Source organism: Acrocarpospora phusangensis (genome assembly GCF_016862995.1).
GTDB classification, from domain to species: Bacteria; Actinomycetota; Actinomycetes; order Streptosporangiales; family Streptosporangiaceae; genus Acrocarpospora; species Acrocarpospora phusangensis.
In genome coordinates, this window is the sequence record NZ_BOOA01000028.1 from 65,031 (window position 1) to 79,391 (window position 14,361).

General features: G+C 70.8%; 14 protein-coding genes. 5 read left to right on the forward strand and 9 right to left on the reverse strand.

The window, feature by feature from the left end; genetic code table 11:
• Position 1 precedes the first annotated feature (1 nt).
• The 3 genes from Aph01nite_RS18370 to Aph01nite_RS18380 all read right to left on the reverse strand — a co-directional run bounded on the left by Aph01nite_RS18370 (position 2) and on the right by Aph01nite_RS18380 (position 3,712).
• Entirely contained in the window at positions 2-1,222 is a 1,221-nt protein-coding gene (locus Aph01nite_RS18370) for an acetyl-CoA C-acetyltransferase (protein ID WP_204042127.1), read from the reverse strand.
• 120 nt (positions 1,223-1,342) lie between these two features.
• Positions 1,343-2,686, reverse strand: a complete 1,344-nt coding sequence (locus tag Aph01nite_RS18375) for an outer membrane protein assembly factor BamB family protein (RefSeq protein WP_204042128.1) — start codon at positions 2,684-2,686, stop codon at positions 1,343-1,345.
• Between the two features lie 45 nt (positions 2,687-2,731).
• Positions 2,732-3,712 carry an SGNH/GDSL hydrolase family protein gene (locus Aph01nite_RS18380; protein WP_204042129.1) on the reverse strand — a complete coding sequence of 327 codons (981 nt, stop codon included), beginning with the start codon at positions 3,710-3,712 and terminating at the stop codon, positions 2,732-2,734.
• A 128-nt stretch (positions 3,713-3,840) separates the two neighbouring features.
• On the opposite strand from Aph01nite_RS18380, the gene Aph01nite_RS18385 reads away from it, so the two are divergent.
• Positions 3,841-5,211, forward strand: coding sequence for a cystathionine beta-synthase (locus tag Aph01nite_RS18385; protein WP_204042130.1), 1,371 nt, complete (start codon positions 3,841-3,843; stop codon positions 5,209-5,211).
• A gap of 11 nt (positions 5,212-5,222) precedes the next feature.
• Here Aph01nite_RS18385 and Aph01nite_RS18390 read toward each other — a convergent pair whose 3' ends face one another.
• Positions 5,223-6,380 (reverse strand): sensor histidine kinase, encoded by a 1,158-nt coding sequence (locus Aph01nite_RS18390; RefSeq protein ID WP_239161793.1) that lies wholly within the window; start codon positions 6,378-6,380, stop codon positions 5,223-5,225.
• Between the two features lie 256 nt (positions 6,381-6,636).
• Between Aph01nite_RS18390 and Aph01nite_RS18395 the strand changes: the two genes are divergently transcribed.
• Positions 6,637-7,776, forward strand: coding sequence for a cystathionine gamma-synthase (locus Aph01nite_RS18395; RefSeq protein WP_204042132.1), 1,140 nt, complete (start codon positions 6,637-6,639; stop codon positions 7,774-7,776).
• Here the strand turns inward: Aph01nite_RS18395 and Aph01nite_RS18400 are convergent.
• The 3 genes from Aph01nite_RS18400 to Aph01nite_RS18410 all read right to left on the reverse strand — a co-directional run bounded on the left by Aph01nite_RS18400 (position 7,773) and on the right by Aph01nite_RS18410 (position 8,880).
• Positions 7,773-8,210, reverse strand: a complete 438-nt coding sequence (locus Aph01nite_RS18400) for a hypothetical protein (protein WP_204042133.1) — start codon at positions 8,208-8,210, stop codon at positions 7,773-7,775. The genes Aph01nite_RS18395 and Aph01nite_RS18400 overlap by 4 nt on opposite strands.
• 90 nt (positions 8,211-8,300) lie before the next feature.
• Positions 8,301-8,549: a hypothetical protein gene (locus tag Aph01nite_RS18405; RefSeq protein ID WP_204042134.1), complete on the reverse strand. Its 249-nt coding sequence runs from the start codon at positions 8,547-8,549 to the stop codon at positions 8,301-8,303.
• Between the two features lie 157 nt (positions 8,550-8,706).
• The gene (locus tag Aph01nite_RS18410) at positions 8,707-8,880 is read right to left on the reverse strand and encodes a hypothetical protein (protein ID WP_204042135.1); all 174 of its coding nucleotides are present in this window, start codon (positions 8,878-8,880) and stop codon (positions 8,707-8,709) included.
• 151 nt (positions 8,881-9,031) lie between these two features.
• Here Aph01nite_RS18410 and Aph01nite_RS18415 point away from each other — a divergent pair, with 151 nt between their 5' ends.
• The 3 genes from Aph01nite_RS18415 to Aph01nite_RS18425 all read left to right on the forward strand — a co-directional run bounded on the left by Aph01nite_RS18415 (position 9,032) and on the right by Aph01nite_RS18425 (position 10,940).
• Positions 9,032-9,808 carry a GntR family transcriptional regulator gene (locus Aph01nite_RS18415; protein WP_204042136.1) on the forward strand — a complete coding sequence of 259 codons (777 nt, stop codon included), beginning with the start codon at positions 9,032-9,034 and terminating at the stop codon, positions 9,806-9,808.
• A gap of 24 nt (positions 9,809-9,832) precedes the next feature.
• Complete coding sequence (locus Aph01nite_RS18420; RefSeq protein WP_204042137.1) at positions 9,833-10,483, forward strand: GNAT family N-acetyltransferase; 651 nt, start codon at positions 9,833-9,835, stop codon at positions 10,481-10,483.
• A 61-nt stretch (positions 10,484-10,544) separates the two neighbouring features.
• Positions 10,545-10,940 carry a DUF6292 family protein gene (locus Aph01nite_RS18425; RefSeq protein ID WP_204042138.1) on the forward strand — a complete coding sequence of 132 codons (396 nt, stop codon included), beginning with the start codon at positions 10,545-10,547 and terminating at the stop codon, positions 10,938-10,940.
• Here Aph01nite_RS18425 and Aph01nite_RS18430 read toward each other — a convergent pair.
• Both Aph01nite_RS18430 and Aph01nite_RS18435 read right to left on the reverse strand, forming a co-directional pair.
• A complete protein-coding gene (locus Aph01nite_RS18430; RefSeq protein WP_204042139.1) occupies positions 10,906-12,855 on the reverse strand; it encodes a vWA domain-containing protein in 1,950 nt (649 codons plus the stop codon). The genes Aph01nite_RS18425 and Aph01nite_RS18430 overlap by 35 nt on opposite strands.
• Complete coding sequence (locus tag Aph01nite_RS18435) at positions 12,852-14,291, reverse strand: sigma 54-interacting transcriptional regulator (RefSeq protein ID WP_204042140.1); 1,440 nt, start codon at positions 14,289-14,291, stop codon at positions 12,852-12,854. Before Aph01nite_RS18435 ends, Aph01nite_RS18430 begins: the two co-directional genes overlap by 4 nt.
• Positions 14,292-14,361 lie beyond the last annotated feature (70 nt).

Here is a 14,361-nt window from a genome sequence, read left to right on the forward strand (position 1 = left end):
CTCAGCTGAGGCGCTCCAGGATCATCGCCATGCCCTGGCCGCCGCCCACGCACATGGTCTCCAGGCCGATCGCCTTGTCGTGGAACTGCAGGCTGTTGATCAGCGTCGAGGTGATCCGCGCCCCGGTCATGCCGAACGGGTGCCCCACCGCGATGGCCCCGCCGTTCACGTTCAGCCGGTCCAGGTCGATCCCGAGCTCCTGGTAGGAGGGGATCACCTGGGCCGCGAACGCCTCGTTGATCTCCACAAGGTCGACGTCGCCGATCGCCATCCCGGCCCGCGCCAGCGCCTGCCGGGACGCCTCGACCGGCCCGAGGCCCATGATCTCGGGCGACAGACCGGTCACGCCGGTGGAGACCACCCGGGCCAGCGGCGTGATGCCCAGCTCGGCGGCCTTGGTGTCGCTCATCACGACCACCGCCGCCGCGCCGTCGTTGAGCGGGCAGCAGTTGCCCGCGGTGACCGTCCCGTCGGGGCGGAAGACCGGCTTCAGCTGGGAGACCGCCTCGTACGTGGTGCCGGCCCTGGGCCCGTCGTCCTTGCTGACCACGGTTCCGTCGGGCAGCGTCGCCGGGGTGATGTCGCGCTCCCAGAACCCGTTGGCCAGCGCCTTCTCGGCCAGGTTCTGGGACCGTACGCCGAACTCGTCCTGCTCCTGGCGCGAGACCGAGCGGAGCGAGGCCACGTTCTCGGCGGTCTGGCCCATGGCGATGTAGACATCGGGCAGGTGGCCGTCCTCGCGCGGGTCGTGCCAGACCCCGGCCCCGCCCGCGGCGGCCGCGTCGGTACGGCTCTTCGCGTCCAGGAACACGTCGTTGGTGGTCCCGGGCAGCGAGTCCGCCGCGCCCTTCGCGAACCGGGAGACGCACTCGACGCCCGCCGACACGAAGATGTCGCCTTCCCCGGCCTTGATCGCGTGGAACGCCATCCGGGTGGTCTGGAGCGAGGAGGAGCAGTACCGGTTGACCGTGGTGCCCGGCACCCCGTCCAGCCCGAGCAGCACCGACACCACCCGGGCCATGTTGAAGCCCTGCTCACCGCCCGGCTGGCCGCACCCGAGCATGATGTCGTCGATCGTGGCGGGGTCGAGCTGCGGGACCTTGTCCAGCGCGGCCTTGATCATCTGTACGGTCAGGTCGTCCGGACGGATGTCCTTGAGCGACCCCTTGAAGGCGCGGCCGATCGGCGAGCGCGCGGTGGCGACGATGACTGCCTCGGGCATTCTGGCTCTCCTGGGGTTGGTACGGCTGGCTCCTCTCGGAGGTTACCGCCTGGTACAGAAGAAGCCAGCACCGGCCTAGAACTTTGTACGGTTTCCCAAGTCAGGCCCATCCCGCGCTGGTCATCCGTACATGCCGGGGCTGGTCGCGGCCGCGTCCTTGATCGCGTGGAGGGCGCCCTTCTCGTCCCGCCACAGCCGCCAGCCGCCCTGGCTGCCGGTGAACCAGGAGGGCGGCGCCTCGGTGGTCTGCACCCGTTTGCCGGTCGCGAGGGAGTACTCGCAGAGCGCCGCGATCGAGTAGAAGCCGGGCGTGACGTCCCCGGCCAGTTTCAGGGGCTGCGGGTCGGTGACGCAGAACGACCAGCCCTTGAGGTCCTTGACGTCGGTCTTCTGGCCGTTGGCCAGGTCGTACGCGGCGCCCGGGCTGTTGTGCTTGAGGAAGCCCAGCTTGTCCATCTTGCGGGGGAACGCCAGCCACCAGCCGGAGCCGGGCACCTGGGTGGCGGTGATCTGCCCGAGCACCCGCCCGGTGTCGCCGTCCAGCCGGGCGAACCCGCCGTACTGGCCCTGCTGGTCGACCGGGCGCACGACCGGCGCGTACGCGGGGTTGCCGCTGGGGTAGACGCGCACCACCGACGGCCGCATCCAGTCGACCATGCCGTCCGACAGCCGCACCGAGAACAGCCCGAACGTGGAGGTCTTCTTACTCCGCTGGTTGGTGTAGGGCGCGACGTAACCGACCAGCTTCTCCCCAACGGTCCCGAACGCCCAGCCGCCGGACAGGTCGATGCCCTCGCCCAGGGCCTGCTCGATCGGCAGCTGCCACACCGCCTTGCCGGTCTTCAACTCGTACGCCTCCAGCACCGGGTTGGCCGCCAGGCGCAGCACCACGACCCGCTCGGCGTCGGACCACTCGACCTCGGCGATCCCGGGCAGCCGCCACAGCTGCTTGCCGGTCAGCGGGTCCAGCACCACCATGCGCGCGTTGGCCAGCGCCGTGTGCTCCGACAGGCACAGGTAGGCCCCGCACCGCTGCGGCCCGAACGTGGAGTGCACCGGCCTGGTCCACTTCTGCCGGCCGGTCCTGGCGTCCCGGACGGCCAGGGTGGCGTTCCACTTGCCCTTCCTGGCCGGATCGACGGCCGCCACCACCGCGCCCCCGCCGCCGGTCTCCACCATGGCGGGCGTCTGCACGCCCATCCCGGGCAGCCGCCCGGCCATCGTGGCCGGGAAGGCCCACAGTTTCCGGCCGCTGGCCAGGTCCAGCGCCACGGTCTCCAGGGCGCCGTCGGGGCGTATCGAGGTGGTCGCCGCCACCCCGGCCCCGGTCGTCACCCGGCTGACCGCGTTCACCTGCGTGTTCTGCCAGGACGGGAAGTTGGATGTGGCCGCGTCGCTGCCGGAGCACGCGACCAGCGCACCGTTGGCCAGCAGGGCGAGCGCGAGGGTATGGGGCCGGATCATCTCACTCCTCAGGGGGTGACGGTCCGGTCGCGGAGAGTGGTCGCCCTAGGCGCTGCGGGGCATCGGCCCATGTCTCCGGCGGAGCAGCATCGCCCACCGTCCGTGCGGGCCGACCGCTCGGCCGGCGACGCGGGTCGCCGTGACCTCGGTGCCGGGCTCCTCCACGGCCATCGCCGCCAGAAGGTATTGCGAGCCTTCGACGCGCTCGGGTTCCGGTTCTGGCCACAACCCCAACGCGGCGCATACAGACGGTAGCACCGTGTAAGCGGCCTGTAGGTAGCCTCGGTCAGATGGATGGAATCGATCGGGTCCGAACATCTCTGCGGGGTATGTCATGAATTCCGGCCCGAGCAGGTCGGCGAAGGCCACCGTACGGCCGCCCGCCTCGACCACGGCGACGGTCTGCGCGGCGGCGAGCTGCCGGCTCCACCGCCGGGTAACCCAGCGCAACGGCTGGGCGATCGGCCGGACCGTCCCCAGATCCGGACATGTCCCGACCACGACCTCGCAGCCCGCCTCCCGCAGCCGCCGCACCGCCTTCTGCAGATGCCGTACGGCCTGGGCCGGCGGCGTCTGCGTGGTCACGTCGTTGGCCCCGATGAAGATGACCGCGACCTCCGGATGGGTCGGCAGCACCCGGTCCACCTGACCGGCCAGATCGGCGGAGGCGGCGCCCGACTGCCCGGCCACCGTCAGCCGGACCGGGCGTTCGGCCACCGAGGCCAGGCCGTTGGCGATGTTCACGCCGGGCGTGTGGGCGATGGTCGTGGTGCCGAGACCCACCGAAGTGGAGTCACCCAGCATGGCCATCCGGATAGGCTGGCCAGGGAAGTCGACGCCGTACAGACCGTCGGCGGGTGGGACTTCGAGGCCGTGTGGCGTGCCGACGATCCGGCGGGCCAGCAGGGCCTCGGCGAACAGCAGGCCGTAGGCGGCCGCGCCCAGCGCGGTCAGGCCGCCGCCGCCGACCACCGCCGCGGTCGCGATACGGCGAGCGGCTCTGGCCGCCCCCGGAGTCCAGATCACACCAGCCTCCCCCAGATACGGTGTGAGACTGAAACTAGCCGAGTCCCGGCCACCCCCTCGGGACCAAGGCTCCAGGCAGGCTGACAAAGCTTAGGCAAAGACGCTTCGGCACAAAGGTGGTTCACGCGGTGCGCGTACACGATTCGCTGATCGAGCTGATGGGCAACACCCCGCTCGTACGGCTGCGCAAGGTCACGGCGGGCGCGCCCGCCCAGGTCCTGGCCAAGGTGGAGTATTTCAACCCCGGCGGCTCGGTGAAGGACCGCATCGCGCTGCGGATGATCGAGGCGGCCGAGAAGAGCGGCGCGCTCGTCCCGGGGGGCACGATCGTCGAGCCGACCTCCGGGAACACCGGCGTCGGCCTGGCCATCGTGGCGCAGGAGCGCGGCTACAAGTGCCTGTTCGTCTGCCCGGACAAGGTCGCCCAGGACAAGATCGCGGTGCTCCGCGCGTACGGGGCGGAGGTCGTGGTCTGCCCGACGGCGGTGTCGCCCGACCATCCGGACTCGTACTACTCGGTGTCGGACCGGCTGGCCCGGGACGTGCCGAACGCGTGGAAGCCCGACCAGTACTCCAACCCGGAGAACCCGGCCAGCCACTACCACTCCACCGGCCCCGAGATCTGGGACCAGACCGAGGGCCGCATCACGCACTTCGTGGCGGGCGTCGGGACCGGCGGCACGATCAGCGGCACCGGGCGCTTCCTGAAGGAGGTCTCCGGCGGGCGGGTGAAGGTGATCGGGGCCGACCCGGAGGGCTCGGTGTACTCCGGCGGGTCCGGCCGGCCGTACCTGGTGGAGGGGGTCGGGGAGGACATCTGGCCGGCCACCTACGACACCACGATCTGCGACGAGATCATCGCGGTCTCGGACAAGGACTCCTTCGGCATGACCCGGCGGCTGGCCCGCGAGGAGGCGCTGCTGGTGGGCGGCTCCTGCGGGATGGCCGTGGTGGCGGCGCTGCGGGTGGCCGAGCGGGCCGGGCCCGACGACGTGGTGGTGGTGCTGCTGCCGGACAGCGGGCGCGGCTACCTGTCCAAGATCTTCAACGACGAGTGGATGGCCGACTACGGCTTCCTGTCCACCGCCGACGACGAGGGCAGGGTCGGCGACGTGCTCGGCCGCAAGCCCGGCGGCCTGCCCGAGTTCGTCCACGTGCACCCGCACGAGTCGGTCGGCACGGCCATCGCCATCATGCGCGAGTACAGCGTCTCCCAGCTGCCGGTCATGAAGGAGGAGCCGCCGGTGATGGCGGCCGAGGTGGTCGGCTCGATCGTGGAGCGCGACCTGCTGGACGGCCTCTACCGCGGCCGGGTGCGCGCCGAGGACCCGCTGGGCGACCACATGTCGGCGCCGCTGCCCATGATCGGCTCCGGTGAGCCGGTGGCGCGGGCGGTGGACGCCCTGGAGAAGGCCGACGCGGCCGTGGTCCTGGACGACGGCAAGCCCGTCGGCCTGCTCACCCGCCAGGACCTGCTCGCCTTCCTGGCCAGCCACTAGCGCGCCGGCCCTCACTTTCCGCGGGCCGCGAGGGCGGCTGGGAACTCGGCCGTGACCTCCCAGCCGTTCTCCGGCGTGGGTCCGGCCGTCAGCCGCCCGCCCAGGGCCTCGACGCGCTCCACCATGCCGACCAGGCCGAAGCCGCCGCCCAGCCGGGTGATCCGGGGGTCGCCGGGGGAGCCGACGTTGCGCACGCGGAGCCGGACCAGGTTGGGGGGCGCGGTCAGGGCGGCCTCCACCCAGGCCGCGCCGGGCGCGTGCCTGCGCACGTTGGTGAGCGACTCCTGAAGGACGCGGTGGAGGGTCGTCAGCACCTCCGGGGGGAGCGCCAGGCTGGTGACGCCCTGGCCGATGTCGAAACTCGCCCGCGGGCCCTGCGCCGAGAAGCGCTCCACCATGACGCGCAGGTCGGCGAGGGCGACGCCGGGACTGCGGGAGGCCTGGTCGTCGGCGCGTAACACGCCGACCAGGCGGCGCATCGAGGTCAGCGCCTCGCTCCCGGCGGTGGCGATGGCGTCCAGCGCGGGCAGCACCGCCTCCGGGCGCTGCTCGCCCACGGCCTTGGCCGCCTGGGCCTGCACCACGATGCCGGTGATGTGGTGGGCCACCAGGTCGTGCAGTTCGCGGGCCAGGTCCAGCCGTTCCGACCGGCGCACCGCCTCCACGGCCGCCTCCCGCCGGTCCTGCTGGAGCCGCAGGTACGAGCCGATGACCGCGCCGACCGCCCAGCCGAAGAAGAAGAGGATCTCGAACGCGGTGGCGGCCATGTCGTCCGACCGCAGCCCGGCGGAGATCTGCAGGGCGATCAGGGCGGCGACGGCCAGCAGGATGCCCCGGCTCAGCGGGCGCACCCAGCGCAGCACGCTGATCGTGAGCACCATCAGCGCCCCGGCCTCGGCCAGGCCCGGCATCTGCACCGAGGCCAGCGGGACGGCGGCGAAGGAGAGGAGCAGCGAGATGCCGATCATCCACAGCATCGAGCCGGTCCGGAACCGGCTCCGCAGCAGCAGGGCGACCAGTCCGGCCGCGCCGCCCAGGGGGATCAGGACGCCGGACGTCGCCCCGCTCGACACCGAGAAGGCGAACTCGAGCAGCAGGATCAGCCCCAGCAGCCCCAGCAGGGCGAACTCGCTGAGCCGCTGCATCCAGTTGACGAAACCTTCACCCACGCTCGCCGAGCCTACGACCCCCGACTGACAAGTCGCATCGGCCATTCGGCCGACCCCCCACCGGTGAACCGTTCCTTCGGGCGAGATGGAACCAAGCTTCCGAGGTGTTCTATCTACTGAGGAGGTGGGGGCATGACCGTCCTCGGAATCGTTCTTGTGATCGTCGTGGCGCTGCTGGCGCTGGCCGATCCGCTGTTGCTGTCCCGGTTCGAGCGGCTGGGCGAGAGGAAGAAGGCGTCACGGTAGCCTCGATCGCATGACTGAGGGCTTTGAGACGCTGGCCATCCACGCGGGGCAGGAAGCCGACCCGCTCACGGGTGCCGTGGTTCCGCCTATTTACGCTGTTTCCACCTACAAGCAGGACGGCGTGGGCGGACTGCGGTCCGGCTACGAGTACAGCCGGTCGGCCAACCCGACCCGGACCGCGCTGGAGGAGTGCCTGGCCGCGGTGGAGGGCGGGGCACGCGGGCTGGCGTTCGCGTCCGGCCTCGCGGCGGAGGACACGCTGCTGCGCGCGGTCTGCCGTCCCGGCGACCACGTGATCATCCCGAACGACGCGTACGGCGGCACGTACCGCCTGTTCGCGAAGGTGCTGGAGGCGTGGGGGCTCTCCTACGACCCGGTTCCGCTGGGCGACGTGGACGCGGTCAGGGCCGCCGTCCGGCCGGAGACCAAGGTCGTGTGGGTGGAGACGCCCACCAACCCGCTGCTCGGGATCGCCGACATCGCGGCGCTGGCCTCGGTCGCGCACGACGCGGGGGCGCTGCTCGTGGTGGACAACACCTTCGCCTCGCCGTACCTGCAGCAGCCGCTGGGGCTGGGCGCCGACGTGGTCGTGCACTCCACCACGAAGTACGTCGGGGGGCACTCGGACGTGGTCGGCGGCGCGCTGGTGGCCGGGTCCGCGGAGCTGGGGGAACGTCTCGCGTACCACCAGAACGCGATGGGCGCGGTGGCCGGGCCGTTCGACGCGTGGCTGACGCTGCGCGGGCTCAAGACGCTCGGGGTGCGGATGGACCGGCACTGCGACAACGCCGAGCGGGTCGTGGAGCTGCTGCTGGCGCACCGGAACGTGACCGAGGTGCTCTACCCGGGCCTGCCCCGCCACCCCGGGCACGAGATCGCGGCCAAGCAGATGAAGCGCTTCGGCGGCATGGTGTCGTTCCGCGTCGCCGGCGGCGAGGCCGCCGCGGTGGAGGTCTGCAACCGGGCGCGCCTGTTCACGCTCGGCGAGTCCCTGGGCGGCGTCGAGTCCCTGATCGAGCACCCGGGCCGGATGACCCACGCCTCCGCCGCCGGTTCGCCCCTGGAGGTGCCCGCCGATCTGGTACGCCTGTCGGTCGGCATCGAGACCGTGGACGACCTGCTCGCCGACCTCTCCCAGGCCCTGGGCTAGCCGACGGGGTCGTTGAAGACCATCAGCACCAGGATGACCAGCCAGATCAGCGCGGTGACGCCGCCGAGCGCGGCGATCCTGCCGGTCTGCACCTTCGCGTCGTCGTCCGGGTTGTCGTTCTCGAGAACCCGGATGGCGGCGGTGATGTCCCGGTCGATGATGACCAGCAGCACCGCGGCCACGATGAACAGCGTCATCGAGACCGTCAGGTAGACCTTCGCCAGGGCGGACCCGCCGAGCAGGATCCCGAACAGGAAGACGCCCAGCGTCAGCGACCCGAACACCCGCTCGGCCCGCTTCAGGAAGCGCAGGACGTTGAGGTCCCGCGCCCTGATGTAGCGCGGCACGTAACTCGTGACGGCGGTGAGCGGACCGATCGCGAAGATCGCGAATGCGATGTGCAGCCACAGCAGCAGCTTGTCGAGGAACGACATGTGCCGAGGCTATCGCCTCAGTGATCAGTCCGGCAGTGCGATTCCGTACGGCTCCCGCAAGACATACGGAATCACGGCCGATCGAGACGATCAGACGCGGACTTCGGTGTCCAACTCCAGGCACGTGGGGCAGGCGTACTCGGGGTGGATGACGCAGGCGGTGTGGTCGACGCTGAGCCCGAGGATGCGGCGGGTGCCCGAGGACAGTGCCCCGCGCGGGCTGAGGGTCAGGGAGCGCCGCCGGTCCTCCCGGCGGATGCTGTGCACGACCAGGACGAAGGCGCTGAGCGCGGCCAGGCCGGCGGTGAGGCTGAGGGCGACGATGACGGTGTACAACACGAAGCGGCTCCCATCGTGGGATCTGTGTCGCCGCTGACTCCCCGATCGCCAGGGGTGACACGCTGTAGGCCGACCTTATGAGCGAGATACGACCCTGAGTTGTGAGGGTTTCGACAGGGTTGGCTACGCCGGGCGGATAGGGTCTCTGCCCTGAGGGTTAGCTGCGTCCGTGGCTGAAGCGGTGCTGGCAGATCGGGCAGGGCGGCACGCGGTAGTCGCAGACGTGGTGCGACCGCCGCCGGTCGGTCAGCACGATGTTGACCGCCAGCAGCACGAACGCGAAGGCCAGGCAGGCTCCGATCACCAGCGCGGCCACCAGGATGGTGTCCATGGGCTTCACCTCCTCCCACTCATTGGTATGAGTCCTAGTGGAGTTGTTCCAATGAGTGGTGTCGGTCTAACCTGGTCCCTTCGTGAGCCGGGCCCGGGGAGTAAAGGCCTAACCGGCCGGTTACCCCCTCAATGGGGAGGGAGTTGACGAAGTGGCGGAAGCGCTCTATCGGCAGGTCGCGGCCGACCTGCGGGCGAAGATCAACAAAGGCGAATGGCCGCCCGGCACCCAACTGCCCTCCGAACCCGCGCTGGAGCGGCTGTACGGGCACCTGGTCGGGCCGGACGCCAGGTTGTCGCGCAACACCGTCCGCCTGGCCATCGCGGTCCTGCAGAACGAGGGCCTGGTCGAGGCCCGCCAGGGCCGGGGCACCTTCGTCCGCGAGCGGGTCACCTTCACCGTGCTCGCCTCCGCCGAGGAGGGCGGCCGCAGCGGACCCGACCGGGACGCGTTCGTCGCCGCGGTGACCGTGCAGGGCCGTCACCCGGAGCAGCTGGACTTCCGGATGGAGCTCAGGACGGCCTCGCCCGAGGTGGCGGAGCGGCTGCGCATCGAGGAGGGCGACGCCGTCGTGGTGCGGAGCCTGCACCGGCTCATCGACGGCCGGCCGTGGTCCATCCAGGAGTCCTTCTATCCGATGGACATCGCCGAGGGCACCCAGCTCATGTCGCCCCAGAACATCGAGCACGGCACGGTCGCCGAGTTGCGCCGGCACGGGCACGACCAGATCGGCTACCGCGACGAGATCGTCTGCCGGATGCCGAGCCACGAAGAGGCGATATTCCTCGCCTTGGGCACCGGCGTTCCCGTTTTGGAAATGTTCCGCACGGCGCGCTCGGCCGCGCGTCCGATCCGCTTGACGATCAATGTGTACGCGGGGGACAGCACGCAGCTGGCGTACGAGATCGGCACCCCCATCGGCGAATGATCGCTATTCACAGTGGAGCTTGTCGTGGCACACCCAATTCCGATCTCCTTCGGCCGCGGCCTGAATATCAGGACCGCCAACAAGGCCGACCTCAGGAGCATTCTGCGAATGCGCGGAAAGATCGCGATCTGGCTGCGTAGCAAGGACACCGACCAGTGGCAGAGCGCGTGGCCGGACGAGAGGGAGCAGGCCGCCCGCATCAGGGCCGCCATCAAGGCGAACGCCACCTGGATCATCTGCCGGGGCAAACGCAGGGTGGCCACGCTCACCATCCACGATTACGACCAGGGCCTCCTCTGGTCGAAGACCGAAGGGGCCGGGGTTCCCGCCCTTTATCTGTCCCGGATGATGGTGGACCGGGAGTACGCGGGGCGGGGCATCGGCGCGGAGATGCTCGTCTGGGCGGAGAATTACGCGGCCACCCTCGGACTGCGCTATCTCCGGCTGGACGCCTGGACCACCAACGAGAAACTCCATCGGTACTACGAGGAGCGGGGATTCGAGACCGCCGGCGAGATTCCGGCCGCGTTGATCGAGGAGCGGAAGGATCTGGTGGGGTATCCGTCGATGCGGCTCTTTCAGCGGCCGGTGCGAGCGACGGAGCGGGCGGTCACGGGACGTACGGTGTTCTCACCGCTCAAGCGGCGAGGTTTTGAGTGGGTCAATACTGGTTAATACCCCGGTATGACAATGTGGTCTATTTCGCCCTGTCTGATGGCAGCACGGGAGGCCGCTCATGAATCATTCGCCACAGCCGTACAGTGACGCCTGGCTGGCGCTGCCGGCCGCCTACATCGCGCGTGTGGCCCGGGTGCTGAACGCGGATCGCTGGTGGGACGATCCGTGCGATCCCCGGGACGGCACGATCCTGCTCCCCGGGGGGTTCGCGCTCGTCTGGGACGAGGAGAGCGGCTGGCGGCACGGGGTCTTCCTGTCGGGACGGCAGGGCGTGCGCACCGAACTGGCCGGGGTGCGCTACCTGGGCGGCGGGGTGCTGCCGGAGCCCGGCAGCGTGGCCGGGCTGCTGCCGGGTGACGTCGAACGGCCGGTCTACCGGTCGTACCGGGATTTCGGGGACGGGCTGGACGGGGAACTGCTCAGCTATGCCGGCGGGCTCGTAGGAAGTCGTTGACGACGTACTCGCCGAGGCGGTCGGCGCTGGGGGCGAACACCCGCCCGCCGTTGCGGCGGGCCACCTCGTCCACGAACTCGCGCAGCCGCTCGTCGGCGGCGAGCATGAAGACGTTCATGGTCGCGCGGCGGCGGGTCATCTTGTCGACCTCGGCCAGCGTGAGTTCGAGGGTCTCCCGGGAGGGCGGCCATTCGAAGCGCGGCACCCCGTTGCGCATCAGGTGGGCGGTCGGCTCGCCGTCGGTGACGACCAGCACGACGGGTTCGAAGTCGGGGTGCCGGTCGAGGTGGCGGCCCGCGATGAGCAGCGCGTGGTGCAGGTTGGTGCCCTGCACCATGTCCCATTCCAGCCCGGCCAGCTCGTCCGGGGCCAGCACCCTGGCGTAGTTGGAGAAGCCGACGATCTGCACGGAGTCCTGCGGGAACTTGGAGGACACCAGGGCCTGCAGGGCCAGCGCGGTCTGCTTGGCCGCCGCCCAGGTGCCGCGCAGCGCCATCGAGTACGACAGGTCCACCAGCAGGCAGACGGCGGCGGCCGAGCGGCGCTCGGTCTCGGACACCTCGAAGTCGTCCACCGAGAGCCGGATCCGCCCGTCGGACCCGCCGCGCCGCACCCCGTTGATGACGGTGCGGACCACGTCGATGGGCTGCTCGTCGCCGAACCGCCACGGCCGGGTGGAGCCGGTGAGCTCGCCGGCCGCGCCCGCGTCCCGCTGGTCGTGGTCGCCGCGCCGGCTGGAGTCCAGGGAGGCGAAGACGCGCCGCAGCGCGGTCTCTCCCAGGCGGCGTACGGCCTTCGGCGTGAGCTCCAGCTTGCCGCGGTGGCGGCGCAGGTAACCCTGGCTCTCCAGCTCGCGCTCGATCCGGCGCAGCGCCTCCAGGTCGTCCACGCCGGAGCGGCCGAGCGCACGGCGTACGGCGGCCTCGTCGATGTCGTCCAGCCGGGCGCCCGGATAGTCCTGGCGCAGGGCGGTCTCCAGCTCGCTCAGGTCGGCCAGCTCCTGGAGGGCGCCGACCGCGTCGCCCATGCCCATCGGGTCGTCGCCGCTGACCCGCTCGGGGGAGCTCCAGGACAGGTCGGGGCGGCGGCTGTACAGGGAGTCGCCGAGACGGCGCATCTGCTCGGCCAGGCCGGCCCGCTCCAGGGTCTGGGCCATCAGCCCGGCCAGTTCCTCGCGCTGCTGCGGGGTGAGCGAGGCCAGCAGCCGCTGCGCGGCCGCGGCCCGCCGGGCCAGCTGGTCGACGAGCTCCTCCAGGTTCCGCGGATTCTCCGGGAACATGTCCCCATATTTCCGCATGAAGTCGTCGAAGTCGTCTTGGGTGTGCCGGCCCTGGGCGTCCCTGTCCAGCATGTCGTTCAGGTCGGACATCATCTGCCGGACGCGTTCCATCGCCTCCGGGTCCGGGTTGGCCAGGGCCTGCTTCATGCCGCGGAACTGGCTGTCCAGGATCTCCCTGCGGAGCAGGTCGCGCAGCTCGTCGAAGGTCCGGCGGGCCGCCGCCGAGCGCCAGTCGTACTCGTCCAGCTCCTGGACGGCGCGGGCGGTGTCGGACGGCAGCGCGTCCAGGGCGGCCTCGCGGAAGCGCGCGTCGTCGGAGGGGTCGGGGAACAGCTCCGCGCGCTCCTGGCCGATCGCCTTGTCCAGCAGGGCCCTGGCCCGCTCCAGGGTGCCGTCCAGCCGGGTGTTCTCGCGCAGCTGGCGGCGGCGTTGCCGTACCTGGCGGAGGAGCTCTTCCAGGCCGCGGCGGTCCTGCGCGTCGGGCAGGCCGCGCTTGAGCAGGTCGCGCAGGGCGTCCAGCGGGGTGGAGCCGGACAGGATGGCGTCGCCCATCTCGTCCAGGGCCGCGCGCACGTCGTAGGGCGGGGCGAGCGGATCCGGCCCGTCCTGGTATTCGCCGTACCGGTAGGCGGTCATGTCCGGTAGACCGCGCCGCCCGCGACGTCGTCCTTGGAGAGGCGGCGCATGAGGTACAGGCCCTCCAGCGCGAACTCCAGCGCGGCTGCGGCGTGGCCGGGGGACTCGTCGCCCTCGCCCATGCCGAGCCGGGACATGATCTTGGACAGGCCGTCCACCCGGCCGATGCGGCGCAGCAGCTCGGTGGCGGGCACCAGCTCGCCGGACTCGATCTGGGCGCCTTCGGCGAACTTGTCCAGCAGCGGGGCCAGCTCCAGGCCGCCGAGGGTGTTGCGGAAGGTCTCGGCGGTGGCCCGGCGGAGCAGGTGGGCCAGCACCTCGACCTCGCGGCCCTCCTCGCTGACCTCGAACTCCACCTTGCCGCGCAGGGTGTGCACGATGCCGGGCAGGTCGCAGACGCGGGTCACCGCGTTCTCCTCGCCGGTCAGCGCGGCCCGGCGGACCGCGGAGGCGGCGGCGGTCTCGGTGGCCGCGATGGAGAAGCGGGCCGACACGCCGGAGCGGGTGTCCACCGCGGTCGACTCCCGGACCAGGCGGGTGAACCTGGCGACGATCTCGACCAGGTGCTCGGGCACGTCCGCGCCGATGTCGGGGATGACCTCCTGGCGGATCAGGACCAGCTCGTCCTCGATCGACTTCGGATAGTGGGTACGGACCTCCGCCCCGAACCGGTCCTTGAGCGGCGTGATGATCCGCCCCCGGTTGGTGTAGTCCTCCGGGTTGGCGCTGGCGATCAGCAGCAGGTCCAGCGGCAGCCGCAGGTTGTAGCCGCGCACCTGGATGTCCCGCTCCTCCAGCACGTTCAGCAGCGACACCTGGATGCGCTCGGCCAGGTCGGGCAGCTCGTTGACGGAGAACACGCCCCGGTTGGTCCGGGGCACCAGGCCGTAGTGCACGGTCTCCGGGTCGCCCAGCGTACGCCCTTCGGCGATCTTGATGGGGTCCACGTCGCCGATCAGGTCGCCCACCGAGGTGTCGGGGGTGGCCAGCTTCTCGCCGTACCGCTCGTCGCGGTGTTTCCAGGCCACCGTGATCTCGTCCTCGGCGAGCCCCCGGCAGCGCGCGCAGACCGGCGCGTACGGATGGTCGTTGATCTCGCACCCGGCCACCACGGGCGTCCACTCGTCGAGCAGTCCGACGACGGTGCGGATCAGGCGCGTCTTGCCCTGTCCGCGTTCGCCGAGCAGGACGAGGTCGTGGCCTGCGATCAGGGCGCGTTCGAGATGCGGGAGCACGCTCTCGTCGAAGCCCACGATGCCCGGGAACCTGGTCTCGCCGGCGCGCAGGCGGGCCAGCAGGTTCTCCCGGATCTCGGCTTTCACCGATCGGTGGACGTGTCCACTCTCGCGCAGTTCACGCAGAGTGCTCAGTGACGGAGCAGGTGCGGGCGATTTGTGCACGGGATCGAGCCTACGTCGCGGATGCAACACCCGCATCCGATTGTGCTGCGGATCTTGACCATTCAGTGACGAATCGGGTGAGTTCTGGAACGGTGTTGTGGGGAGA

Bases quoted from the DNA above. Each gene is read 5' to 3' on its own strand.
- Aph01nite_RS18370 (WP_204042127.1), bottom strand. From the start codon at position 1,222: ATGCCCGAGGCAGTCATCGTCGCCACCGCGCGCTCGCCGATCGGCCGC.
- Aph01nite_RS18375 (WP_204042128.1), bottom strand. From the start codon at position 2,686: ATGATCCGGCCCCATACCCTCGCGCTCGCCCTGCTGGCCAACGGTGCG.
- Aph01nite_RS18395 (WP_204042132.1), top strand. From the start codon at position 6,637: ATGACTGAGGGCTTTGAGACGCTGGCCATCCACGCGGGGCAGGAAGCC.
- Aph01nite_RS18400 (WP_204042133.1), bottom strand. From the start codon at position 8,210: ATGTCGTTCCTCGACAAGCTGCTGCTGTGGCTGCACATCGCATTCGCG.
- Aph01nite_RS18410 (WP_204042135.1), bottom strand. From the start codon at position 8,880: ATGGACACCATCCTGGTGGCCGCGCTGGTGATCGGAGCCTGCCTGGCC.
- Aph01nite_RS18425 (WP_204042138.1), top strand. From the start codon at position 10,545: ATGAATCATTCGCCACAGCCGTACAGTGACGCCTGGCTGGCGCTGCCG.
- Aph01nite_RS18430 (WP_204042139.1), bottom strand. From the start codon at position 12,855: ATGACCGCCTACCGGTACGGCGAATACCAGGACGGGCCGGATCCGCTC.
- Aph01nite_RS18435 (WP_204042140.1), bottom strand. From the start codon at position 14,291: ATGCGGGTGTTGCATCCGCGACGTAGGCTCGATCCCGTGCACAAATCG.